At 60.4% G+C, this 24,831-nt stretch carries 25 protein-coding genes; 11 read left to right on the forward strand and 14 right to left on the reverse strand.

The genetic code is table 11. The features are described 5' to 3' along the window. Window positions 1-209 precede the first annotated feature (209 nt). The 10 genes from ABIE16_RS07080 to ABIE16_RS07125 all read left to right on the forward strand — a co-directional run bounded on the left by ABIE16_RS07080 (window position 210) and on the right by ABIE16_RS07125 (window position 7,297). The gene (locus ABIE16_RS07080) at window positions 210-1,184 is read left to right on the forward strand and encodes a KpsF/GutQ family sugar-phosphate isomerase (protein WP_218494925.1); all 975 of its coding nucleotides are present in this window, start codon (window positions 210-212) and stop codon (window positions 1,182-1,184) included. Next, window positions 1,184-1,708 (forward strand): KdsC family phosphatase, encoded by a 525-nt coding sequence (locus tag ABIE16_RS07085; RefSeq protein WP_008018712.1) that lies wholly within the window; start codon window positions 1,184-1,186, stop codon window positions 1,706-1,708. The genes ABIE16_RS07080 and ABIE16_RS07085 overlap by 1 nt, the downstream gene beginning before the upstream one ends. Window positions 1,709-1,715: 7 nt before the next feature. Continuing rightward, window positions 1,716-2,288, forward strand: coding sequence for an LPS export ABC transporter periplasmic protein LptC (gene lptC / locus ABIE16_RS07090; RefSeq protein ID WP_057716417.1), 573 nt, complete (start codon window positions 1,716-1,718; stop codon window positions 2,286-2,288). Continuing rightward, on the forward strand, window positions 2,275-2,823 hold the full coding sequence (lptA, locus tag ABIE16_RS07095; protein ID WP_057716418.1) for a lipopolysaccharide transport periplasmic protein LptA: 549 nt from the start codon (window positions 2,275-2,277) through the stop codon (window positions 2,821-2,823). The genes lptC and lptA overlap by 14 nt, the downstream gene beginning before the upstream one ends. After that, the gene (lptB, locus tag ABIE16_RS07100) at window positions 2,823-3,548 is read left to right on the forward strand and encodes an LPS export ABC transporter ATP-binding protein (protein WP_008054366.1); all 726 of its coding nucleotides are present in this window, start codon (window positions 2,823-2,825) and stop codon (window positions 3,546-3,548) included. Before lptA ends, lptB begins: the two co-directional genes overlap by 1 nt. Before the next feature lie 247 nt (window positions 3,549-3,795). Continuing rightward, complete coding sequence (locus ABIE16_RS07105; RefSeq protein WP_015093497.1) at window positions 3,796-5,289, forward strand: RNA polymerase factor sigma-54; 1,494 nt, start codon at window positions 3,796-3,798, stop codon at window positions 5,287-5,289. A gap of 74 nt (window positions 5,290-5,363) precedes the next feature. Next, on the forward strand, window positions 5,364-5,672 hold the full coding sequence (gene hpf, locus ABIE16_RS07110; protein ID WP_007941242.1) for a ribosome hibernation-promoting factor, HPF/YfiA family: 309 nt from the start codon (window positions 5,364-5,366) through the stop codon (window positions 5,670-5,672). A 12-nt stretch (window positions 5,673-5,684) separates the two neighbouring features. After that, the gene (ptsN, locus tag ABIE16_RS07115) at window positions 5,685-6,149 is read left to right on the forward strand and encodes a PTS IIA-like nitrogen regulatory protein PtsN (RefSeq protein WP_008046148.1); all 465 of its coding nucleotides are present in this window, start codon (window positions 5,685-5,687) and stop codon (window positions 6,147-6,149) included. 2 nt (window positions 6,150-6,151) lie between these two features. Next, a complete protein-coding gene (rapZ, locus tag ABIE16_RS07120; RefSeq protein WP_057716419.1) occupies window positions 6,152-7,009 on the forward strand; it encodes an RNase adapter RapZ in 858 nt (285 codons plus the stop codon). Between the two features lie 15 nt (window positions 7,010-7,024). Beyond that, a complete protein-coding gene (locus tag ABIE16_RS07125; RefSeq protein ID WP_057716420.1) occupies window positions 7,025-7,297 on the forward strand; it encodes an HPr family phosphocarrier protein in 273 nt (90 codons plus the stop codon). Between the two features lie 28 nt (window positions 7,298-7,325). Here the strand turns inward: ABIE16_RS07125 and ABIE16_RS07130 are convergent, their stop codons facing one another. The 6 genes from ABIE16_RS07130 to pmbA form a co-directional block, all read right to left on the reverse strand. Next, window positions 7,326-8,219 (reverse strand): ZIP family metal transporter, encoded by an 894-nt coding sequence (locus ABIE16_RS07130; protein WP_057716421.1) that lies wholly within the window; start codon window positions 8,217-8,219, stop codon window positions 7,326-7,328. 31 nt (window positions 8,220-8,250) lie between these two features. After that, complete coding sequence (locus tag ABIE16_RS07135) at window positions 8,251-8,862, reverse strand: superoxide dismutase (protein WP_218494923.1); 612 nt, start codon at window positions 8,860-8,862, stop codon at window positions 8,251-8,253. Window positions 8,863-8,864: 2 nt separating this feature from the next. Next, window positions 8,865-9,293 (reverse strand): hypothetical protein, encoded by a 429-nt coding sequence (locus ABIE16_RS07140; RefSeq protein ID WP_429520778.1) that lies wholly within the window; start codon window positions 9,291-9,293, stop codon window positions 8,865-8,867. A 27-nt stretch (window positions 9,294-9,320) separates the two neighbouring features. Then, entirely contained in the window at window positions 9,321-10,697 is a 1,377-nt protein-coding gene (locus ABIE16_RS07145; RefSeq protein WP_429520779.1) for a class II fumarate hydratase, read from the reverse strand. Beyond that, a complete protein-coding gene (locus tag ABIE16_RS07150) occupies window positions 10,690-11,085 on the reverse strand; it encodes a hypothetical protein (RefSeq protein WP_057716425.1) in 396 nt (131 codons plus the stop codon). The genes ABIE16_RS07145 and ABIE16_RS07150 overlap by 8 nt, the downstream gene beginning before the upstream one ends. 250 nt (window positions 11,086-11,335) lie before the next feature. Further along, window positions 11,336-12,682: a metalloprotease PmbA gene (gene pmbA / locus ABIE16_RS07155; protein ID WP_057716426.1), complete on the reverse strand. Its 1,347-nt coding sequence runs from the start codon at window positions 12,680-12,682 to the stop codon at window positions 11,336-11,338. A 108-nt stretch (window positions 12,683-12,790) separates the two neighbouring features. On the opposite strand from pmbA, the gene yjgA reads away from it, so the two are divergent. After that, window positions 12,791-13,315: a ribosome biogenesis factor YjgA gene (gene yjgA, locus ABIE16_RS07160; RefSeq protein WP_056728351.1), complete on the forward strand. Its 525-nt coding sequence runs from the start codon at window positions 12,791-12,793 to the stop codon at window positions 13,313-13,315. Window positions 13,316-13,363: 48 nt separating this feature from the next. Here yjgA and tldD read toward each other — a convergent pair whose 3' ends face one another. The 8 genes from tldD to mreB all read right to left on the reverse strand — a co-directional run bounded on the left by tldD (window position 13,364) and on the right by mreB (window position 24,688). Then, complete coding sequence (gene tldD, locus ABIE16_RS07165) at window positions 13,364-14,806, reverse strand: metalloprotease TldD (protein WP_057716428.1); 1,443 nt, start codon at window positions 14,804-14,806, stop codon at window positions 13,364-13,366. A gap of 12 nt (window positions 14,807-14,818) precedes the next feature. After that, on the reverse strand, window positions 14,819-15,673 hold the full coding sequence (locus ABIE16_RS07170; protein WP_218494920.1) for a carbon-nitrogen hydrolase family protein: 855 nt from the start codon (window positions 15,671-15,673) through the stop codon (window positions 14,819-14,821). 183 nt (window positions 15,674-15,856) lie between these two features. Next, window positions 15,857-19,660 (reverse strand): YhdP family protein, encoded by a 3,804-nt coding sequence (locus ABIE16_RS07175; protein WP_429520780.1) that lies wholly within the window; start codon window positions 19,658-19,660, stop codon window positions 15,857-15,859. Between the two features lie 75 nt (window positions 19,661-19,735). Continuing rightward, window positions 19,736-21,193, reverse strand: coding sequence for a ribonuclease G (gene rng, locus ABIE16_RS07180; RefSeq protein WP_008018726.1), 1,458 nt, complete (start codon window positions 21,191-21,193; stop codon window positions 19,736-19,738). Window positions 21,194-21,238: 45 nt separating this feature from the next. Next, window positions 21,239-21,847: a Maf family protein gene (locus ABIE16_RS07185; protein ID WP_429520781.1), complete on the reverse strand. Its 609-nt coding sequence runs from the start codon at window positions 21,845-21,847 to the stop codon at window positions 21,239-21,241. 32 nt (window positions 21,848-21,879) lie between these two features. Then, a complete protein-coding gene (mreD, locus tag ABIE16_RS07190; protein WP_007970244.1) occupies window positions 21,880-22,371 on the reverse strand; it encodes a rod shape-determining protein MreD in 492 nt (163 codons plus the stop codon). Beyond that, the gene (gene mreC / locus ABIE16_RS07195; RefSeq protein ID WP_407514504.1) at window positions 22,371-23,459 is read right to left on the reverse strand and encodes a rod shape-determining protein MreC; all 1,089 of its coding nucleotides are present in this window, start codon (window positions 23,457-23,459) and stop codon (window positions 22,371-22,373) included. Before mreC ends, mreD begins: the two co-directional genes overlap by 1 nt. Before the next feature lie 191 nt (window positions 23,460-23,650). Next, entirely contained in the window at window positions 23,651-24,688 is a 1,038-nt protein-coding gene (gene mreB / locus ABIE16_RS07200) for a rod shape-determining protein MreB (RefSeq protein WP_002555108.1), read from the reverse strand. Window positions 24,689-24,831 lie beyond the last annotated feature (143 nt).

Here is a 24,831-nt window from a genome sequence, read left to right on the forward strand (position 1 = left end):
GGGCAGGCCGAACTGGCGGCGAACTATATCACTGCAACGGCTGCGCGCCCAAGGCCAAAGCCAGGTCATGTTCAACTGCACGACAGGTTGAAGGCCCCGTTTAGAGGGTTTCCGGCAACAAGGATGGCAATGCGCGACGAACTAGCGTGAGGGATTCGATCATAACCGTTATAATCGCCGCCTTTTCATCAGGCTATACGATTTCTGACATGAGCCAATCCAGCGACCTGATTCAATCTGCACAACGCACCATCCGCCTCGAGGTAGAAGCCGTGCAAGGCCTGCTACCCCATATCGACGCAGATTTCGTACGCGCTTGCGAGATGATTCTGGCCAGCAAAGGCCGCGTAGTCGTGGTCGGCATGGGCAAGTCGGGACACATCGGCAACAAGATTGCCGCGACCTTGGCCAGCACCGGCACCACGGCGTTTTTTGTGCACCCGGCTGAAGCCAGCCACGGTGACATGGGCATGATTACCCGCGACGACATCATTCTGGCGCTCTCGAATTCCGGCTCCACCAATGAAATCGTGACCCTGCTGCCACTGATCAAGCGCCTGGGCATTCAGTTGATCAGCGTGACCGGCAAGCCTGACTCGCCGCTAGCCAAGGCCGCCGAGGTCAACCTGAATGTTCACGTCGAGCACGAAGCCTGTCCGTTGAACCTGGCCCCCACCTCGTCGACCACCGCCGCCCTGGTCATGGGCGATGCCTTGGCAGTCGCGCTGCTGGAAGCCCGTGGCTTTACCGCGGAAGACTTCGCCTTTTCCCATCCCGGCGGCGCCTTGGGCCGACGCCTGCTGCTGAAAGTGGAAAATGTCATGCACGCCGGGCAAGAGTTACCGCAGGTACAGCGCGGCACCCTGCTGAAGGACGCGCTAATGGAAATGACCCGCAAAGGCCTGGGCATGACCGTGATCCTGGAAGCCGACGGAAAACTGGCCGGGATCTTTACTGACGGTGACTTGCGTCGCACGCTGGACCGTAGCATCGACATCCATAGCGCTACCATCGAACAGGTCATGACAGCACACGGCAAGACTGCCCGCGCCGAGATGCTCGCCGCCGAAGCGCTGAAAATCATGGAAGACCATAAAATCAACGCGCTGGTCGTAGTCGACAGTGAAGACCGCCCGGTCGGCGCCTTGAACATGCACGACTTGCTGCGTGCAGGAGTAATGTAATGAGTGCGGACCTGCTGCAACGCGGCAAACAGATCAAGCTGGCGGTGTTCGATGTAGATGGCGTGCTGACCGATGGGCGCCTGTACTTCCTCGAAGACGGCAGCGAGTTCAAGACGTTCAACACCCTCGACGGCCAAGGCATCAAGATGCTGATGGCCGCCGGCGTACAGACCGCCATCATCAGTGGCCGCAAGACCCCGGTGGTCGAGCGGCGGGCCAAAAACCTCGGTATCCCGCACCTCTATCAGGGTCGCGAGGATAAACTGGTGGTACTCGACGAACTGCTGGCCCAACTCAACTTGAGCTATGAACAGGTGGCCTACCTCGGCGATGACCTGCCGGACCTGCCGGTGATTCGCCGCGTCGGCCTGGGCATGGCGGTGGCCAATGCCGCCAGCTTCGTGCGTGAACACGCCCACGGCATCACCCTCGCCCGTGGCGGCGAAGGTGCCGCTCGCGAATTCTGCGAATTGATCCTGCGCGCCCAGGACCGCCTCGACGCGGCCAATGCGGCGTACCTGTGAGCCCACTATGCTGAGCAAAAAATTTCGCAACACCCTGATGTTCAGTTGCATCGCGGCGATATTCGCTGCGGTTGGCTACTGGAACATCAGCCCGGAACGCTTCCTCGACAAGCCGGTAACGCCGGTCGATGAAAGCGCGATCGACTATTACGCCATCAACGCCCACAGCGTGCAGTACCTGCCCGACGGCAAGCTGCAATATGATCTGGTGTCCGACAAGGTCGAGCACGTGAAAGCGACCGAGGTGACATTGCTGACCAATCCCGACCTGAATGTGTTCCGCGGCACTGAATTCCCGTGGCACGTCCAGAGCCTGCGCGGCGAGGTCAACCCTGATGGCACACAGGTCGAACTGATCGATGACGTGCGCATCACGCGCTTCGACGAGAAAAACCGTAGAACCCTGATCACCAGCACCCGCATGACCGTGTTCCCGCAGCAACAATATGCGCAGACCGAGCAAGACGTTAGAATCGACGGCGCTGGCGGTGTATCGACTGGCAAGGGAATGAAAGCGTATTTGAAAGAAAGCAGGATACACCTGCTATCGAACGTAAGAGGACAGTATGAGGCTCGTTAAAACCCTCCCGATTTTGCTCAGTCTGGGCGCAGCACTGGGAAGCGTGAGCGCCTGGGCTCTGCCGGAAGACCAACAGCAGCCTATCCGTATTCAGGCCGACGATGCCCAACTGGACGACAAGCAAGGTATTGCTACCTATAAGGGTGACGTGATCATCACCCAAGGCTCGATGAAGGTGACAGGCAACACCGTTACCATCACCCGCACCCCGGCTGGCGACATTGACGTAGTGACCTCGGTGGGCAACCTGGCGTACTTCGAGCAATTGCAAACGGCTGGCGACACCAAGCCTGTCCAGGGTTGGGGCGTGACGATCCAGTATCACGCTTCGCAAAATCGCGTCGTACTGATCGACAAGGCCAAAGTTGTCGACAAGGACAACAACGTCACCCAAGGCGAGAAAATTGTCTACGACACGGACAAGAAACTCGCCAGCGCCGGTCGCGCCACAGGCAGCAAAGTCACCGAGGCGCGTCCGCGTATCGACATGGTGATCCAGCCGAAGAAGAAAACCGACGAGAAAAAGGCCCAGTAATGGCAACTCTGAAAGCTCAGCATCTGGCCAAGAGCTACAAGAGCCGCCAGGTCGTGCGTGACGTCAGCCTGTCCATCGACAGCGGCCAGATCGTCGGCCTGCTTGGCCCGAACGGCGCCGGCAAGACCACCTGCTTCTACATGATCGTCGGCCTGGTGCAAGCCGATCAGGGCCGTGTCCTGATCGATGACCTGGACGTCAGCCACCAACCGATGCACGGCCGCGCAAAGGCCGGTATCGGCTACTTGCCGCAGGAAGCATCGATCTTCCGCAAACTGTCGGTGGCCGACAACATCATGGCCATCCTCGAGACCCGCAAGGAACTCGACAAGGCCGGTCGTCGCAAGGAGCTGGAAAGCCTGTTGCAGGAATTCCACATCAGCCACATCCGCGACAACCTGGGCATGAGCCTGTCCGGTGGTGAGCGCCGTCGCGTGGAAATCGCCCGCGCCCTGGCCACCAACCCGAAATTCATCCTCCTCGACGAGCCCTTCGCCGGCGTGGACCCGATTTCGGTCGGCGACATCAAGCAGATCATTCACCACCTCAAGGCCAAGGGCATTGGCGTGCTGATCACGGACCACAACGTTCGTGAAACCCTGGATATCTGTGAAACCGCCTATATCGTCAATGACGGCCAACTGATTGCCGAAGGCGACGCAGAGACCATCCTGGCCAACGACCTGGTCAAGGAAGTGTATCTGGGCCATGAGTTCCGCCTGTAAGCGCTGAGCCGTGCCCAGGCAGCTTGCCCGGGCACCTGACCAGCCACTCACCAGCGCTTCCGTGCCGACAAGCGTGGTCAGCCCTCGACAAGGGCAGCGCAGCAACACCGCTTTATAGTTTTTTATTGTTACAGCGCTCTAGGCAAACCCTTTAGTTTCAGGCATATAATTTGCTTAAGTTTGGCGCCCCGGCGCCCTGTAGTGGATGGCGCATGTGCGCCGGCGAATAAGGTGTTAAGCCCCTGCCATGAAACCATCGCTAGTCTTGAGAATGGGCCAGCAGCTGACGATGACACCGCAGCTGCAACAGGCCATCCGCCTGCTCCAATTGTCGACCCTGGACCTGCAACAGGAAATCCAGGAGGCCCTGGAGTCCAATCCGATGCTCGAACGCCAGGAAGAAGGCGACGACTTCGACAATTCCGACCCCCTGGCCGACAACGCCGAACAAAAGCCCAACACCGACATCCAGGAGCCCTCCTACCAGGAAAGCGCCCCGACGGTTGATAACCTCGATGAGGGTGACTGGAACGAGCGTATCCCCAACGAACTCCCCGTCGACACCGCGTGGGAAGACGTTTACCAGACCAGCGCCAGCAGCCTGCCCAGCAATGATGATGACGAGTGGGACTTCACCACCCGCACCTCGGCCGGCGAAAGCCTGCAGAGCCACTTGCTGTGGCAACTGAACCTGGCCCCGATGTCCGACACCGATCGCCTGATCGCCGTAACCCTGATCGACTGCATCAACAATCAGGGCTACCTGGACGAAACCCTCGAGGAAATCCTCGAAGCGTTCGACCCGGAACTGGATATCGAACTGGACGAAATCGAAGCCGTCCTGCACCGCATCCAGCAATTCGAGCCCGCCGGCATCGGCGCACGCAACCTGGGCGAATGCCTGCTGCTGCAATTGCGCCAACTGCCTGCCAAGACCCCTTGGCTGGCCGAGGCCAAGCGCCTGGTCACCGATTACATCGACCTGCTTGGCAGCCGCGACTACAGCCAGTTGATGCGTCGCATGAAGCTCAAGGAAGATGAACTGCGCCAGGTCATCGAGCTGGTCCAGAGCCTCAACCCGCGCCCGGGCTCGCAGATCGAGTCCACCGAAGCCGAGTACGTCGTTCCTGACGTCATCGTGCGCAAGGACAACGAGCGCTGGCTGGTGGAGCTCAATCAGGAGTCGGTGCCACGGCTGCGGGTCAATGCCCAGTACGCCGGTTTCGTGCGCCGTGCCGACACCAGCGCCGACAATACCTTCATGCGCAATCAGTTGCAGGAGGCCCGCTGGTTCATCAAGAGCCTGCAAAGCCGCAATGAAACCCTGATGAAGGTTGCCACCCAGATCGTCGAGCATCAGCGCGGCTTTCTGGAGTACGGCGACGAAGCCATGAAGCCGCTGGTCCTGCATGACATCGCCGAAGCGGTCGGCATGCATGAATCGACGATTTCACGGGTGACCACCCAGAAGTTCATGCACACCCCCCGGGGCATTTATGAACTGAAGTACTTTTTTTCCAGTCACGTAAGCACCTCCGAAGGCGGCGAATGCTCGTCCACAGCGATCCGGGCGATCATCAAAAAACTGGTTGCAGCGGAAAATCAGAAAAAGCCGTTGAGTGACAGCAAGATCGCTGGTTTACTGGAGGCACAAGGCATTCAGGTGGCTCGCCGCACCGTCGCCAAGTACCGCGAATCCCTCGGGATCGCGCCTTCGAGCGAACGCAAGCGGTTGATGTAGGGCCACGCCACAGCGTTCCAGTGGTAGATCATCTGATCTACCGCTTTATGCACTGGCAACGAAGGAGAAGCTGTATGCAAGTCAACATCAGTGGACACCAACTGGAAGTGACCGAACCTCTTCGCACCTACATCGGCGAAAAACTCGAACGATTGGAGCGACATTTCGACAAGATCACTAATGTGCAGGTCACGATGACCGTCGAAAAACTGAAGCAGAAAATCGAAGCCACGCTGCATATTCCCGGGAATGAAGTGGTCGCCAACGCGGAACATACCGATATGTATGCCGCGATCGACGCACTCACCGACAAGCTGGATAAACAACTCAAAAAGCATAAGGAAAAGACCCAGAGCCTCCTCCAGGGCGCAACCGGTCGTTAACACTCCCAACCCATGATCCGACTTGAAAGTATCCTGACCCCCGGCCGTTCCCTGGTGAACGTGCCGGGAGGCAGTAAAAAGAAAGCCCTCGAACAAATTGCCAATCTTATCGCCCGCGAAGTGCCGGCCCTGGAGATGCAAGATGTCTTCGAGGCGCTGATCGCCCGTGAAAAACTCGGCTCCACCGGGTTTGGCAATGGCATCGCTATTCCACATTGCCGTCTCAAGGGCTGTGTTTCGCCCATCAGTGCATTGATGCACCTGGACGCCCCTATCGATTTCGACGCCATCGACGGCGCGCCGGTTGACCTGCTGTTCGTGCTGTTGGTCCCGGAAGCCGCCACCGATGCGCACCTTGAGTTGCTGCGACAGATCGCCAGCATGCTCGACCGCAAGGAAGTTCGCGAAAAGCTGCGTAGTGCTGCAAGCAACGAAGCCCTGTATCAGGTTGTCCTTGACGAGCAAAACGGTCAGTAATCATGCGCTTGATCATCGTCAGTGGCCGTTCCGGCTCAGGTAAAAGTACCGCCCTCGACGTTCTTGAGGACAGCGGCTACTACTGCATCGACAACCTGCCGGCCGGCCTGCTGCCGGAGCTGGCCGAACGCGCCCTGGTTCATACCGAGATGTTGCAGCCGCTGGTCGCCGTTTCCATTGACGCGCGCAACCTGCCCAGCCACCTGTCACGCTTCCCCGACCTGCTCGAGGAAGTCCGTGCCCGCCACATCCAGTGCGATGTGCTGTACCTGGACGCCGACGAAGAAACACTGCTCAAGCGCTTCTCGGAAACCCGACGGCGTCACCCCCTGACCAACGCCAACCGCTCGCTGGCCGAAGCCATCAGCGTCGAGAGCGTCCTGCTCGGGCCGATTGCCGACCTCGCCGATCTCAAGATCAACACTACCAGCCTGAACCTGTATCAACTGCGCGATGCCATCAAACTGCGTCTGTTGAATCAGCCGGAGCCGGGGACTGCGTTCCTGGTGGAATCCTTCGGCTTCAAGCGCGGCATGCCGGTGGACGCCGACCTGGTGTTCGATGTGCGCTGCCTGCCCAACCCTTACTGGAAACCGGAGTTGCGCGAACAGTCCGGGCTCGATCAACCGGTTGCCGAATACCTGGCGGCTCAGCCGGATGTCGAAGAGATGTTCCAGGACATTTCCACATACCTGCTAAAGTGGCTGCCTCGCTTTGCCGCCAGCAACCGCGCCTACGTCACCATTGCCATTGGCTGCACTGGCGGACATCACCGTTCCGTCTACCTGACCGAGCGCCTGGGGCAAACGCTGCAACAATCCCTGAAGAACGTCCAGGTCCGCCACCGCGACCTCAGCTAAAGGATTCACATCGCGATGCCTGCTCTGGAAATCGAAATCATCAATAAACTGGGTCTGCACGCTCGCGCTTCTGCAAAATTCGTTGGGGTAGCAGGTCAGTTCCCGTGCCAGATCAGGGCCGGACGTACACCACAGTCCATGGTCGATGGCAAAAGCATCATGGCGATGATGATGCTGGCCGCCGGCAAAGGCACCACGATCCACTTGAGCACAGAAGGCGAGCAGGAACAGGAAGCGCTGGATGCTCTGGTGGCGTTGATCAACAACTTCTTCGACGAAGGCGAGTAATACAACCACAAAAGCCCCTCACCACAAATCAAGCGAGGGCCGTATCCATCACCATCATCAAACAGAACCCCATCAGCAGCCCGAGGCTGGCAAGCTTGTCATGACCATTGCGGCGCGACTCGGGAATGACTTCGTGGGTCACCACCAGCAGCATCGCCCCCGCCGCCAGCGCCAATCCCAAAGGCAGCAGCAGTTCAGCCAGGCTCACCAGCCACGCGCATAGCAGTGCGAACACCGGTTCTACCAAACCTGACGCCGCACCGATCAGGAACGCCTTGCCCCGAGACATCCCTGCCCCGGCCAGCACCAAAGCGATGACCAACCCCTCCGGTACATCCTGCAAGGCAATGCCCATGGCCAGGCTGTCGGCGTCAGGCATTGCGCCACCGGCCGAAACACCTACCGCCATGCCTTCCGGAATGTTGTGGGCGATGATGGCAAATACGAACAGCCAGATCCGCGGAGCAATGACCGGTCGTTCCAGCGTGCCGACCAGCATGTCCGGGCTGGCGCCAGAGACCTTCCGATCCACCAGGAACAACAGGAAGGCGCCGAGCATAATGCCGAAGCTGATCAACCCACTGGACGCCCAAGGTGACAGTCCAAGCCCTTCGGCGGCAGAGATGCCCGGAACGATCAGCGAAAATGCCGTCGCAGCCAGCATCACGCCAGCGCCAAAGCCAAGCAAAGTGTCGCTGAGCCTCTGCGGCATCCGCCGAATCACCAACACCGGCACCGCGCCCAGCGCGGTACCCAAGGCGCAGATCGCACCGCCCTGCAGTGCGCGCAGCAACTTCGGTTCAAGGTCGAGCCATGCCAGCCCATGGGCAACCAAAAGGCTCATTCCCGCCAGCAGTAACAGCGATCCAAACGCGTAACGAAACATCCGTCCATTTCCGATCGCCAGTGTTTCAGTGCCCATAGTCCAGCCTTGGATTGTTTTTATGGAAGACTTAAACCAGTGCGGCCTGATAGCGCGCAGCGACTTGCGGCCAATTGATCACGCGGTAGAACGCGCTGATGTACTCCGGACGACGGTTCTGATAACGCAGGTAATAGGCGTGCTCCCAGACGTCGAGGCCCAGAATCGGGGTATTGCCGTTCATCAACGGGCTGTCCTGGTTACCGCTGCTTTCCACCACCAAGGTCTTTTGCGGGGTCACGCTCAGCCAGGCCCAGCCGCTGCCGAAGCGGGTCAACGCGGCCTTGGTAAAGGCTTCCTTGAAGCTGTCGAGACCGCCCAGTTGTTCATCGATGGCCTTGGCCAACACGCCTTCGGGCTCGCCACCACCGTCGGGCGCCATGACTTCCCAGAACAACGAATGATTGGCGTGGCCGCCACCTTGGTTGATCACCGCCGTCCGTAGTTTTTCCGGCAGTTGCTGAACGGCGGACACCAGCTTCTCCACGGGCCACTCGGCATACTCGGTGCCTTCAACAGCCGCGTTCAGGTTATTGATGTAGGTCTGGTGATGCTTGGTGTAGTGGATCTCCATGGTCTGCGCATCGATGTGCGGCTCCAGGGCGTCGTAGGCGTACGGCAAGGCAGGCAAGGTAAAAGCCATGTTCAATGGACTCCTTGATGATGAGGCGCAGGCGAAGCGGCATCGATGTGCAGCAGCCGATGGGTACGCGGATACTCGCCGTGCTCACTGATGAAGTTCAGCAGCTCGACGTAGGTCTTGCTGCTCTGGCGCAACGCGGCTTCTCGCAATGTTTGAGGTAGCCGTGGGTCCTGCATGGTCTGCAAGAGCCGTTGGTGGATGGCACACAAGTATTCGGCGCTCTCCTCCGGCTGATTCAGACGCAAGTGCAGGTCCGCCAGGTTGTGATGGGAAATCACGCAGGCCGCTACCGCTTCGTCGGCATCCGCCCAGCGCTCGAACAGCACCTGGGCCAGAGCCAATGCCTGCAGGTACGCCTCGCGGGCATCGACCAGTTCACCCAGCATGAAAAAGCGATTGGCTCTTTCGATCGTGCGTTTCCAGTGCTCCATGGTGCGCCTCCAAAGCGGTAACGGGGCTTAGACGCCGCCCGCAGTGAGTTTTTCCGGGTTGAGCAATTCTTCCAGCTGACTGCGCGACAGGTCGGTGTGTTCCAGCGCGACGTCAATCACCGGCCGACCTTGCTGATAGGCCTTCTTGGCAATCTCGGCAGCTTTCTGGTAACCGATGATCGGGTTGAGCGCGGTGACCAGAATCGGGTTGCGTGACAGTACTTCCTTGATCCGGCCTTCGTTGACCTTGAAGCTGGCGATGGCCTTGTCTGCCAGCAGACGACTGGAATTGGCCAGCAACTCGATACTGCTCAGCAGGTTCTGGGCGATGATCGGCAGCATCACGTTCAGTTCGAAATTGCCCGACTGGCCGGCGATGGTGATAACACTGTCGTTGCCGATGACCTGAGCCGCGACCATCGCGGTGGCCTCTGGAATGACCGGGTTGACCTTGCCCGGCATGATCGAAGAACCCGGTTGCAAGGCTTGCAGTTCGATCTCGCCAAGGCCGGCCAGCGGGCCGGAGTTCATCCAGCGCAGATCGTTGGCGATTTTCATCAGCGATACGGCGGTGGCCTTTAGCTGTCCGGAGACGGCAACGGCAGTGTCCTGGGAGCCGATCAGCGCGAACAGGTCCTTGCCTGGCTGGAACTCGACCCGGGTCAATTTGCTTAGCTGCTGACTGAAACGCGCCGCGAACTCGGGGTGGGCGTTGACACCCGTGCCCACCGCCGTGCCGCCTTGAGCCAGGGATTGCAGGCTTGGCTGCAAGTCCTGCAGATGGCCGATGTTGGCCTTGAGCTGCTGCGCCCAACCGTTGAGCACTTGGCTCATGCGCACCGGCATGGCGTCCATCAGATGCGTACGCCCGGTTTTGACGTGGTGATGAACCTGCTCGGCCTTGTGCTCGATGACCTGCACCAGATGCGTCAGCGCCGGCAGCAGTTGCTCATGGAGCGCCAGTGCTGCGCTGACGTGAATGGTGGTCGGGATGATGTCGTTGCTGCTCTGCCCGCAGTTGACGTGATCGTTGGGGTTCACCGCCTCGCCCAGCAAGCGGCCGGCCAGCGTGGCGATCACTTCGTTGGCGTTCATGTTCGAGCTGGTGCCGGAACCGGTCTGGAACACATCCACCGGGAAGTGCTGCATGAAATCACCTTCGAGCAAGCCCTGGGCTGCGTCGACGATGGCTTTGCCCTGGGCTTCGCCGATCTGCTTGAGCTCGACGTTGGCGCGGGCGGCCGCTGCCTTGGCCAGGATCAACGCGCGGATGAACTGAACCGGCATCGGTTTGCCGCTGATCGGGAAGTTATCCACCGCACGCTGGGTCTGTGCGCCGTAGAGGGCGTCTTCCGGGACCTGAAGCTCGCCCATACTGTCGCGTTCGATACGGGTATTACTCATCGGGAGATCCTTGCATCAGTTCTATGAGAGGAATCGAGGGCTGCAACTCACAGGTAGCGAGTTGCCAGGTGTAGCTCTGCCAGCGCTTGAGGCGGCATTTGCACAACGAGAGGCGTTCCAGTTCGCGCAGCGGGCGCCAGGCCTGGTCAAGACAGTAAGTGCGCCAATGCCACGGCAGCGCGACATCGGCGGCGGTATCGAGCAACAATCGGAAGGCAGTTTCGGCGACGGTCCAGGGTGAGGTGGCCGTGCAACACGCCAGGTACCGGCCTTCGGCCAGGTAGTGGTCGATCAGGCGAGGCTCGTCGGGGTTCATCGCGCAACGGATCTGGCGACTCATCCAGCGCCAGCTTTCGAGGTAAGGCTGCTCGTGCAAGGCAGAACTCATGATCCGGGGCTCATTCGGTAATGAGATTTATTATTATATGATAATGAGAACCAAAACAAGGCCGTGCCGACATGGCAGATCCATTGTGGGAGCGAGCCTGCTCGCGAAGGCGTCATCACTTTCAACATTGATTTCGTCTGACACGCTGCTATCGCGAGCAGGCTCGCTCCCACAGGGGATCTGAGTTGTAGCCAACAAAAAAGGCGCGCCACCCAATGGGTGGCGCGCCTTTTGGTGAAGCGGCCGAGGCTTAGCTACCCGCCACCGTCATCCGCTCGATCAACACCGAGCCCGTGCGAATGTTACTGCGCAGTTCCAGATCATTACCCACGGCAACGATCTGCTTGAACATGTCGCGCATGTTGCCGGCGATGGTCACCTCCTGGACCGCGAACTGGATTTCACCGTTCTCGACCCAATAACCCGCTGCACCACGGGAGTAATCGCCGGTCACCATGTTGAGGCCCTGCCCCATCAATTCAGTCACCAGCAAGCCACGCCCCATGCGCCGCAGCAACGCCGCCTGGTCTTCGTCGCCATGGGTGACGAACAGGTTGTGCACGCCGCCGGCGTTGGCCGTGCTCGGCATACCGAGCTTGCGGCCGGAATAGGTGCCGAGGATGTAAGACACCAACTCGCCCTTTTCGACGAACGGTTTGGCGTAGGTTGCCAAACCATCACCGTCGAACGCTGCACTGCCCATGGCACGCATCAGATGCGGACGTTCGTCGATGGTCAGCCACTCCGGAAACAGCTTCTGCCCGAGAGTGCCCTCAAGGAAGGACGACTTGCGATACAGGCTGCCGCCGGAAATCGCCGACAGGAAACTGCCGAACAGCCCCCCAGCCAACTCTGCGGAAAACAGCACCGGCACCTCGCAAGTCGGCACCGGACGCGCGCCCAGACGACTCGCCGCCCGTTGCGCAGCGCGTTGACCGATGCTCACCGGGTCGGCGAGCAGATTGCCCTGGCGGTTCACGTCGTACCAGTAATCGCGCTGCATCTGGCCATCGGCCTCGGCGATCATCACGCAGCTCAGGCTGTGCCGAGTCGATGCGTAACCGCCGATAAAGCCGTGGCTATTGCCATAAACGCGGCAGCCCTGATGGGTACTGAGGGTGGTGCCGTCGGCGTTCTTGATCCGGCTGTCGGCGGCAAACGCCGCGGCTTCACAGGCCAGGGCCTGTTCGATGGCTTGTTCCGGAGTGATGTCCCATTGGTGGAACAGGTCGAAATCCGGAATATCGCGCGCCATCAGCGCGGCATCCGCAAGGCCCGAGGCTTCGTCTTCCGAAGTGTGTTTGGCAATGGCCAGTGCAGCGGCGACGGTTTCGCGAATCGCATCAGGACCGCTGGCCGAAGTGCTGGCCGAGCCTTTGCGTTGCCCCACGTACAAGGTGATGCCAAACCCCTGGTCGCGGTTGAACTCAACGGTTTCGACTTCACGCTGGCGCACCGAAGTCGACAACCCCTGCTCCAGCGACACCGCCACTTCACAGGCGCTGGCCCCCTGGCGCTTGGCTTCAGCGATGATCTGCTCGACTTGTTCCTGCAGTGCCGGCAACGCTTGTGGGCCGACGCTTTCAACTGCACTCATGCTGTTCTCCACTCAAATTCTGCTTTCGGTAACGGTCATCGAGCGACCGGGCCGGACAAGCGGCCCCCGACTGGTTATCATGGCGGCGTTTCTTTGCGGACGGCCACCATGGTTGATTCTTACGACGACTCCCTCGATACGGGAGAAAAAAGCAAATCCCAGGTCAAACGCGAGCTGCATGCTCTGGTTGACCTTGGCGAGCGCCTTACAACACTCAAGCCTGACTTGCTGGCAAAACTGCCCTTGACCGACGGAATGCGTCGGGCTCTGGCCGATGCGCCCAAGCACACCGCGAACATCGCGCGAAAACGGCACCTTCAGTTCATCGGCAAACTGATGCGCGATCAGGACACTGCCGCCATTCTGGTTCTGCTCGATCAACTCGATGCCTCCACCCGTCAATACAACGAACGCTTCCATAACCTGGAACGCTGGCGCGATCGTCTGATTGCCGGCGACGATGCCGTACTGGAAAAATTCGTCGTCGACTACCCGGACGCGGACCGCCAGCAATTGCGCTCCCTGATCCGTCAGGCCCAGCATGAGGTTGCGCAAAACAAACCTCCTGCTTCCAGCCGTAAAATCTTCAAGTACATCCGTGAGCTGGACGAGACTCAACGCGGTCTGCGTTAATTCTCGAAGCGGGTGAGCTGCCTCGCAGCTCACCCGCAGCCTCACTTCTTACGACCCCGTGCCACCCACGGTGATCGCATCAATCTTCAGCGTTGGCTGGCCGACACCCACCGGCACCGACTGCCCATCCTTGCCACACGTACCCACGCCGCTGTCCAGCGACAGATCATTACCGACCATCGACACCTTGCTCATGGCTTCCGGCCCGTTGCCGATCAGGGTCGCGCCCTTGACCGGAGCGGTAATCTTGCCGTCCTCGATCAGGTACGCCTCGCTGGTGGAGAACACGAACTTGCCGCTGGTGATGTCCACTTGACCGCCACCCAGGTTGGCGCAGTAAATGCCGCGCTTCACCGAAGCGATGATTTCCGCCGGGTCGCTTTCGCCGGCGAGCATGTAGGTGTTGGTCATGCGCGGCATCGGCAGGTGCGCGTAGGATTCGCGACGGCCGTTACCGGTGCGTGCCACGCCCATCAGGCGGGCGTTGAGCTTGTCCTGCATGTAGCCTTTGAGTACGCCGTTTTCGATCAGCGTGGTGCACTCGGTCGGCGTGCCTTCGTCGTCGACACTCAACGAGCCACGGCGACCGGCCAGGGTGCCGTCATCGACAATGGTGCACAGCTTCGACGCAACCATCTCGCCCATGCGACCGCTGTAGGCCGAACTGCCCTTGCGGTTGAAGTCGCCTTCCAGACCATGACCGACCGCTTCGTGCAGCAACACGCCCGACCAGCCGGAACCGAGCACCACCGGCAAGGTACCGGCCGGTGCCGGAATGGCTTCGAGGTTGACCAGCGCCTGGCGCAACGCTTCACGGGCATAGCCCATGGCGCGGTCTTCGCCGAGGAAATAACGGTAATCGGTCCGACCGCCACCGCCATGCCCCCCGCGCTCGCGGCGACCGTTCTGCTCGACGATCACGCTGACGTTGAAGCGCACCAGCGGCCGTACATCCGCCGCCAGACCGCCGTCGGTGGAAGCCACCAGAATCCGTTCCCAGACACCGGCCATGCTCACGGTGACTTGCTGGATGCGAGGGTCGAGGGCGCGGGTCGCGGCATCGATTCGCTTGAGCAAATCGACTTTCTCGGCACGGGTCAGCACTTCCAGGGGATTGTCCGGCGCATACAACTGCGCGACATCCTGGCTGGTGAATGCCTGCACAGTGCCATTCTGGCCAGCGCGGGAAATCGAACGGGCGGCCCGCGCCGCCGCGCCAAGGGCTTCCAGGGTGATGGCATTGCTGTAGGCAAAACCGGTTTTTTCACCCGATTGCGCGCGCACGCCCACACCTTGGTCAAGGTTGAAGCTACCTTCCTTGACGATGCCGTCTTCCAGCGCCCAGGACTCGGAGATCTGCCCCTGGAAATACAGGTCGGCCGCATCGATGCCCGGCCCGGCCAGGTCGCCTAGCACGCCTTGCAGGCTCTCGATCGTGACGCCACCGGGCGCCAGCAGGTGTTCACTGACTGAGGACAACAACTCGCTCATATGCTTTACGCCTTAAATTCGTCGTTCTGATGCAGGTCGCTGGGCGCCCTGCGAGAAAAAGCGCCGGTGACTGGACACCGGCATCCGCGCCCGGATGGACGCCTGTTCGCTGCTGTCGCGTTCGGCCAGCAGCACGGCCTCGCCTTGATCCTGTTGTGCCAGCACACGCCCCCACGGGTCGATGATGGCAGCATGACCGAAAGTTTCCCGCGGCCCCGGATGCGTCCCACCCTGGGCAGCCGCGAGCACATAACATTGTGTCTCGATGGCCCGTGCGCGAATCAGCACATCCCAATGCGCCGCGCCGGTCACCGCCGTGAAAGCCGAAGGGGCGGTAATCAGTTCCGCGCCGGCCGCGCGCAATTCGCTGTACAGCTCCGGGAAGCGCAAGTCGTAACAGACCGTCAGGCCAACCCGCCCAACCGGTGTGTCCGCCACCACGACCCCACTGCCATAAGCATAGTCATCGGATTCACGATAACGGCCGCGATTGTCGGCCACGTCGACGTCGAACAGGTGCAGCTTGTCGTAGCGCGCCACCGTTTCACCCTGGTCATCGACCAGCAACGAACAGGCATGCACCTTGGCCGCCGGTTGATCCACCGGCGGCAACGGCAACGTGCCGGCCACAATCCATAACTTGAGGTCGCGTGCGGTCTGTTTCAACCAGGGCAGGATCGGGCCTTCGCCCAGTGCTTCGGCGCGCCCGATGTCGGCAATGTCGCGCCGGCCCATGGCGGCGAAGTTTTCCGGCAATACCGCGAGCTTCGCGCCACCGGCGGCCGCTTGCTCGAGCAGCCGACGGGCCTGGGCCAGATTGGCCAGCACATCGCTCTGGCTGACCATTTGAATCACCGCTAGAGACATGGCCTTTTCCTTATTGAAACCAACACAGACCTTGTAGGAGCGAGCTTGCTCGCGATGAGTTTGAATGCGACGCGTTTTTTCAGACAGCCTGCGTCATCGTTCACGTCCATCGCGAGCGGGCTCGCTCCTACAGGGGGCGAGCCGCAATGGCCATGCTACTCCATAGGCCCGAAGGATGGCGTTTCAAAAAGCCTTGTCGAAGGCAATCTTCGGTTCTTTCCAAGGCCCTTTGACGGTGTACTTCACACTGGCGAAACGGGCGACCCGGTCTCCGATCAGCTTGTCGATCAGGAACAGCGCCCCGCCGACCGCGGGTGCACCGACGATCAATGCGGCAATCGGCAGGTTATTGGTCACCGGCAAGGTCACCATCAGTTTCGCATCGATCTGATCGGCCACCATGTTCAGGGTGCCGTCGAGTTCAATGGTGCTCGACGGGCCCGTCAGCTGGATCGGCTTACGGGTGACATACACACCATTGGTCCCGACCAGCAGCCCCTTGACCCGGTCATAACTCAGGCCTTTGCCGAACAGGTCGGAGAAATCCAGGCGCAGGCGCCGGCCGATGGAGTTGAAGTTGAGCAAGCCAAATACCCGCAGCGCCTGGGCACTGCCCTCAACCTCGACGAACTGACCCTGATTGAGGGTCGCATCAAGCGTGCCGGAGAAACGCTTGGTCGCCACCCAGGCCGGTGAGCCAGGCCAGCGGCCATCGACATCCATATAGAAGTCCTGGCTGGTGACGCTCGGCGCAAACCCCCAGCCCTTGAGCACATCGGCGAGGTTCTTGCCGCTGATACGACCCTTGTACCAGCTGTTGCTGGCGCCAGGCACGCCTTCCCAACCACCGCTGCCCACCAACAGCATGCCCTTGAGGCCCAGGTCCAGGGAGTTGAACTCTATGCCCTTGGGCGTCGGACGAATTTTCAGCGACCAGCCCCCCACCAGATCCTGCCCCTGGAATAGCTGATTGATGGTGATGTCCATCGCGGGGATTTTTGTCGGGTCCACCGACGCCAGCGGATCCGGCGAGTTTTCATCGGCCAGCACGGTCGGGTCCGGTGCGGGCAGGCGCACAGTTTGCAGATTGATCGTGATCGGCGTGGCTTTCGCATCGGGAAGGCTGGCGCTGCCATTGATCTGCTGGCTGTCCAGTTGTAGCGCCCAGGCGGAAGGCTTGCGCGCCAGCTGGATCGAGGCCTGATCGAGGGTGGTGCCGATACCGCTGAGTTTGCCCACCTTGAAATCCGCGCCGCTGAGCAGTTGCCTGGCGCTGCCGCCGGGGTCTTGTCCGGCGTATCTGTCCACCAGATCCTTCCACGGGCCAACGTCCAGCTCCGACAGCACGCCCCGTATCCGCAAGCCTTTGGTACCAGGCAAGACGGACTCGCCGCCACCGAGGAACAACTCCCCGCGACCGTCGGCGAAACTACTGGCCGGGGCCGCGAACGTGAAACTCGCCAAGTCCCCGTAGTTGACCCAATAACGCCGCTCGGCGCCCTGCAAGGTCATGCGGAACGTGGTGTCGCGCCCGGCCTCGGAGGTTATGCCGAACGGTGCAGGCAAATCGACGGCCACGCCCTTGAGGCTGGAATTGACCATCAACTGGCTGTCGGCGCCGTCCAGGGTCAGTTGCAGTTGATACGGGATCACACCGCTCACCGGCAGAGGCTGGGTGACCTTCAGCCAGTCGGTCAGTTTCTTGACCTCGACCTGCCCTGACGCGGCCACCCGGGTACTGTGCTTGCCCGGGCTGCCATCGGCAAATATCTGTGCGGTGACCGGTTTGTCGAACGCCCGGGCGCTGATGTTCTGCCCGGTCAGGCCTTTGCCGCTGTCGAAACGGAAATCACCTTTGAGTTGGGTCAGTTCCAGCGCAGGTTCGGCCAGCTTCAAGCGCGCCCTGGCGGTCTTGAAATCGACGAGGATCTTCGGCTCCTCGCCTTTTGCCAGGGGAATATCGAGTTTCAACTTGCCTTGCAGGTCACCCTCGCCTTCCCAGCCGGCAAAGGTTGCTGCGGTGCCGATCGGTGCTTCCTGGAGGATTTTCAGGCCATCGCCCAAACCGCCGGCAAATCCGCCATCGAGGAACAAATGAACGTTCTGCCCGGCCGGCACATGGGGAATGTCGACGTAGATATCGTTGACCTGGGTGTCGAGCAACTGGCCCGTGCTGGCCAGAATCCGCACGCCGCTGTCTTCGACAAACACATCGCCGCTGACCTTGCTGACATGGGGCCAGCCCGGCTGGAAGGCCAGTTCGGCATCGTGAACCTTGAAGTACAGGCTGATGCTGCGATCGACGTCCGCGGCACCGGGGCTGAGCGACCCTTGATACTGGAAGAAGCCTTGATCCACCGCGCCCTTGAGAATCGCCGTGCGCAGCCATTCGTCCAGCGCCGGACTGAGGACCGTCGGCAAGTACTTGGCGGTGTAGCGACCGTCACCGTCCACCAGGCCGACCCGCAAGTCCATGTAATCTTCCCGGGTGTGATCGAAATACAGGCGAATCAGGAAGTCGCCGGCGATCTTGCCTTCCTCGCCCAGCACTTTCAGATACGGCGCGATCAGGGTGAAACCTTCTTTATCGAGTTTCCAGGTCAGCCGCGCATTGGCCTGAATGTACTGCCATGGCTTGGCGAAAATCGGGTCCAGGTGCAGCATGAAATCCTTGCTGTCCATGCGCAGTTCGCCGTTCCCCAGGTCACCGCTGATGCTGCCGCTGACATTTCGCGCCGCCGGCGCACCGTGATAGGCGTCGAAGCCCACCTGGTCGAGGTTGGCGGCAAACCCGAACTTGCTGTCGTCGGTGGCATTGGGGCGGAAGTCGACCAGCACGTTACGCAGGCCACCCGTGACCTTGAGCCGCTCGACGACCGTGGCAAAACCCTCTGGTAACGGCGCCAGGGCGTTGAGCAGCGGGGTCAGCGGCGTGAGATCAACCCGGTCGGCTTGCAGGTGCCAGAGTTCTTCGGTTTTATCAGTGGCGGCGTTTTGCGTGAGCTGCAGATGCGTTTCCCAGCGGGTCTCGCCGAAGTTCATCGCCAGGGAGTCCAGAGTCACTGACGCACCTTTGGCACTGCGCTGGAAGTAACCATTGAGCGCCAGGTTATTGATCTGGATCGGCTTGCGCTCGGCGTAGGCACCCTTGAGTTGTGGCGCGTTCACGCGCACCGCAGCGCTTTGCAAGGCGCCTTTGCCCCAGGTCACCCACAGCTCGCCGCCGGCCTTGATCTCGGAAAAATTCCACTGTTGGGTCAGACGTTCAGGCAACCACTTCGACCAGTCGCTTTGCGGCAGGCTCAGGTAGACCTCGGCTTCACCGTCCTTCCATTGACTGGCTCGAATACGGGTACGCAGGCTCATGGCCACCGGTTGCCCGTCCGGCAGGGTCAGCCGTGCGTCGAGCCGCTGCCGCGACGCCCCGGTTTTCAGATTCAGGCCGACATAAGTCAAGGTCAGCGGCGATTCGCCAAACGGCTGCAAGGTCACCTGGCTGTCGAGCACCGACAGTTGCTGGATCATCTGCATCTGATTGAGCAGTTGCTCCGGATCGGTGGGCTGGTCCTGGCGCATCGGCAAACCTTCCAGAGCCCACTGACCGCCCTCACCTTGCCTGAGGTTGATCTTGAGGCCGCTGAACTCCAGATGAGCGATGCGTACCTGGCGGGCCAACAAGCTGGCCCAAAGGTCCGGCACCGCGCGCACCTGATCCAGGTGCAAGGCATTGGCGCCGTCGCCGACCGTCACGTCGCGGGCCATCAATATAGGGGCGAATCCACTCCAGTTGCCTTCGAGCTCGCCGATCTGCAACGGCATGCCCAAGGCATCGCTGGCTTTGGTTTCGATGTCGGCGCGGTACTCGGCGACTAGCGGCGTCAGCTCCCGGCCAAGGCTGACGTAGAGCGCCATCAACACCAAAACCAACGCGCACAGGCCCAGACCCCAGCGGGTCAGTGCGGCCAATATGCGTGTCAGACGGTCCATGTCAGGTGGCCCCCATGGCAAAAGTTTTGCAAAAAGCTGAGGCCAGCCATTCTCGAACAATCAAAACAAAACGCTTCAGAGCAGCACCACGTCGTATTGTTCCTGGGAATACATGGTTTCGACCTGAAAGCGGATGGTGCGCCCGATAAACCCTTCCAGTTCGGCAACGTTGCCCGACTCTTCGTCGAGCAGGCGGTCCACCACTTTCTGGTTTGCCAATACACGATAGCCTTCCGCCTGATAGGCGCGAGCCTCGCGCAGGATTTCACGGAAGATTTCGTAGCAAACGGTTTCCGGGGTCTTGAGCTTGCCCCGTCCCTGACAGGCATTGCACGGCTCGCACAACACCTGTTCAAGGCTTTCGCGAGTGCGCTTGCGGGTCATCTGCACCAGGCCCAGCTCGGTGATACCGATGATGTTGGTCTTGGCGTGATCGCGCTCCAGTTGCTTTTCGAGCGTGCGCAACACCTGGCGCTGGTGCTCTTCATCTTCCATGTCGATGAAGTCGATGATGATGATTCCGCCCAGGTTACGCAGGCGCAATTGACGGGCGATGGCCGTCGCGGCTTCGAGGTTGGTCTTGAAGATGGTCTCTTCGAGATTGCGGTGGCCGACGAACGCCCCGGTATTGACGTCGATGGTGCTCATGGCTTCCGCCGGATCGACCACCAGATAACCGCCGGACTTGAGCGGGACCTTGCGTTCGAGTGCTTTCTGGATTTCGTCTTCGACGCCATACAGGTCGAAAATCGGCCGCTCGCCCGGGTAATGCTCCAGGCGGTCAGCGATCTCGGGCATCAGTTCGGCGACGAATTGCGTGGTTTTCTGAAAGGTTTCCCGGGAGTCGATGCGGATCTTCTCGATTTTCGGGCTCACCAGGTCACGCAGGGTGCGCAGCGCCAGACCGAGGTCTTCGTAGATTACGCTAGGCGCACTGATGGTTTTGATCTGGGCGTTGATCTGATCCCAAAGACGGCGCAGATAACGGATGTCCATGAGGATTTCATCCGCGCCGGCACCTTCGGCTGCCGTGCGCAGGATGAAACCGCCAGCCTCCTTGATACCTTCCTTGGCCACGCAATCAGTGACCACCTGTTTGAGGCGTTCGCGCTCGGCTTCGTCTTCGATCTTCAGAGAAATGCCGACATGGGCCGTGCGTGGCATGTACACCAGATAACGCGAAGGGATCGACAACTGAGTGGTCAGGCGTGCGCCTTTGGAACCGATCGGATCCTTGGTCACCTGCACCACCAGGCTCTGGCCCTCGTGCACCAGTGCACTGATGCTCTCGACCGCCGGGCCTTCGCGCAGGGAAATTTCCGACGCATGAATGAACGCGGCACGGTCCAGGCCGATATCGACGAATGCCGCCTGCATTCCAGGCAATACCCGCACGACTTTGCCTTTATAGATGTTGCCGACGATCCCGCGCTTTTGCGTACGCTCGACGTGGACCTCTTGCAGGACACCGTTTTCGACCACCGCCACGCGCGACTCCATCGGCGTGATGTTGATCAGAATCTCTTCACTCATGGCAGGGTCTCGTTCAGGCATGTTCACGATAATGGCCGCATCTGTTCAGAACGTTGCTTGGTGTGCGTTCCGGGGTTGCCAACAGGGTATGCCGAAATGGCCGAGCAGTTCCGCGGTTTCGCAAAGCGGTAGTCCGACCACCGCTGAATAACTTCCATCGAGCCCGGCGACAAACACCGCACCCAGTCCTTGAATGCCATAACCGCCCGCCTTGTCCCGTGGTTCGCCGCTGGCCCAGTAGGCTGCGGCTTCCTCACGACTGATATCTCGAAAACGTACCCGGCTGGTGACAACCCGGGATTCGCAACGTCCGCCATCGAGCACGGCAATCGCGGTCAGGACTTCATGTTCACACCCTGACAGCATCGTCAGCATGGCGCACGCATCCGCTTGATCAACCGGTTTGCCGAGAATTTTTCCATCGAGTACCACGGCGGTATCGGCACCGAGCACGCAGAATGGTTCGTCAGACACGACGACGCCGCGCCCGGCCTCGGCCTTGCCGCGTGCCAGACGCTCGACGTAGGCCGATGGGGATTCTTGAGCTAAAGGAGTTTCATCGATGTCCGCATTGACGGCGCAGAACGCAACGCCGATCTGCGTGAGCAATTCACGTCGACGCGGCGAACCAGAGGCGAGGTACAACCGTTTCATCAAGACCTCTCCCTGTCCAATGCCTGAGCGAATTAATTAATTTTGTAGCGTCGACGCAGTCCGCGCAAACCGAAACTGATCCAGGGCCAGAGCAGCGCACTGACCAGTGCCGGCAGCACCAGCGCCAACGTCGGCTGACGATTGCCGGTCAAGGCACTGAGCCACAGTTGTACAAGCTGGGCGAGGCCGAAGATCACCAGGATCACCAGGCTCTGTTGCCACATCGGGAACATCCGCAGGCGCTGCTGCAGCGCCAGCACCAGATAGGTGATGAGCGTCAGGATCAAGGCATTCTGACCCAGCAAGGTACCGTAGAGAACGTCTTCAGCCAGCCCCAGGCAAAACGCCGTCACCATCCCGACGGTCTGCGGCAGGTTCAACGCCCAGAATGCCAGCAACAATGCCAGCCACAGCGGGCGCAGGATTTCCATGAATTGCGGCAGAGGCGAAACGCTCAACAGCAGACCGACGGCGAACGTCAGCCAGACTATCCAGCCGTTTCGGGATGCTTTCACACCGCCCATTATTCTCTCCCCACTGGAGTGGCCGGCGCGGACACTGGCGGTTTGGCAGCAGGCTTCGCGGCAGCGGGTTGCGCCGCCGGCGGTTTAGCCGCCGCAGGATGCGAGGCCGCAGGCTTGGCTGGCGTGGTGGTTGGCTTGGCTGGCGCGGTGGCCGCAGGCGCCGCCGTCGCAGGAATCGCCGGTGCGGCGGCCGGTACAGCGGGTACCGCGGGGCTGACCGGTTTCGGAACCGTCGACGGAATGATCGGCCCACCGCCCTGCGCATCCAGGCTTTCCTGGGCCTGGGCGGCAGCGTTGACGCGCTCTTCGGCAGTCCGGTTGTCGCTGAACACCAGCAACAGGTAACGGCTACGGTTCAAGGCGGCGGTCGGAACGGCGCGGACAATGGCAAACGGCTGGCCGGAATCGTGAATCACTTCCTTGACCGTCGCCACCGGATAACCCGCCGGGAAACGCTGACCGAGGCCGGAGCTGACCAGCAGGTCGCCCTCCTTGATGTCGGCGGTATCGGCCACATGCCGCAACTCGAGACGTTCCGGGTTGCCGGTGCCGCTGGCAATCGCCCGCAAACCGTTACGGTTCACCTGCACCGGAATGCTGTGGGTGGTATCGGTCAGCAGCAAGACGCGGGAGGTGTAGGGCATCAACTCGACCACCTGCCCCATCAGGCCACGGGCATCGAGTACCGGCTGACCGAGGACCACGCCATCGCGCTCACCTTTATTGATGATGATGCGATGGGTGAAGGGGTTGGGGTCCATGCCGATCAACTCGGCCACTTCGACCTTCTCGTTGACCAGGGCCGAAGAGTTGAGCAACTCGCGCAGCCGAACGTTCTGCTCGGTCAGGGCGGCAAGCTTCTGCATGCGCCCCTGCAACAGCAGGTTCTCGGTCTTGAGTTTTTCGTTTTCGGCGACGAGTTCGGTCCGGCTGCCAAACTGACTGGCAACGCCTTCCCACAGCCGTCCGGGCAGGTCGGTGATCCAGTAGGCGTCCATCAGCACCAGCGACATCTGGCTGCGTGCAGGCTTGAGCAGACTGAAACGGGCATCGACCACCATCAGCGCGACCGATAGCACGACCAGCACCAACAGGCGCACGCCAAGTGAAGGGCCCTTGGTGAAAAGCGGTTTAATAAGCCGCTCCTCCCAGGCAAATGTTCTGTTTATTCATACGACAGCAATCCGGCCTGGATGCAGACTGACAGAAGATAAACGCGAACAGGCAGCACTGCAAAGTGCCGCCTGCGCGCTCAACAGCATAGAGGCAATCCGGCGACTTATTCGCTGGAAAGCAGGTCCATGGTGTGTTTATCCATCATTTCCAATGCACGGCCACCGCCGCGAGCAACGCAGGTCAGCGGGTCTTCGGCAACGATCACCGGCAGACCGGTTTCCTGGGCCAGCAATTTGTCCAGGTCACGCAGCAAGGCGCCACCACCGGTCAGTACCAGGCCACGTTCGGCGATATCGGAAGCCAGCTCCGGAGGCGATTGCTCCAGGGCGCTTTTCACGGCCTGAACGATGGTTGCCAGGGACTCTTGCAGAGCTTCCAGCACTTCGTTGGAGTTCAGGGTGAATGCGCGTGGAACGCCTTCGGCCAGGTTACGGCCGCGAACGTCGACTTCGCGAACTTCGCCGCCCGGATACGCGGTACCGATTTCCTGCTTGATGCGCTCGGCGGTGGATTCACCGATCAGGCTGCCGTAGTTACGACGCACGTAGGTGATGATCGCTTCGTCGAAGCGGTCGCCGCCCACACGTACGGATTCGGCGTAAACCACACCGTTCAGGGAGATCAGCGCGATTTCAGTGGTACCGCCACCGATATCCACGACCATCGAACCGCGAGCTTCTTCAACCGGCAGGCCGGCACCGATCGCAGCGGCCATTGGCTCTTCGATCAGGAACACTTCACGGGCACCGGCGCCAAGGGCCGATTCACGGATGGCACGACGCTCAACCTGGGTGGATTTGCATGGAACGCAGATCAACACGCGTGGGCTAGGCTGCAGGAAGCTGTTTTCGTGAACCTTGTTGATGAAGTACTGCAGCATTTTTTCGCACACGCTGAAGTCGGCGATCACGCCGTCTTTCATCGGACGAATGGCAGCAATGTTGCCCGGCGTACGACCCAGCATGCGCTTGGCTTCGGTGCCGACAGCAACGACACTTTTCTGGTTACCGTGTGTCCGAATGGCCACAACGGAGGGCTCATTCAGGACGATACCGCGCTCGCGCACGTAAATAAGGGTGTTGGCAGTGCCCAGGTCAATGGAAAGATCGCTGGAAAACATGCCACGCAGTTTCTTGAACATGGGAAAGGGACCCTAGGCAACGCGTGGGTAAAAAAGTGCGGCAAACTCTAACAACGACAGGGATTTTGGGCAAGGCGCCAATATGTTAAATTGGCCGCTTTTCTGTGCACCAAGCCCCACAATCGCGGCCTTATGACCGTAGA

The organism is Pseudomonas sp. 2725, assembly GCF_050434585.1.
Lineage (GTDB): Bacteria > Pseudomonadota > Gammaproteobacteria > Pseudomonadales > Pseudomonadaceae > Aquipseudomonas > Aquipseudomonas jessenii.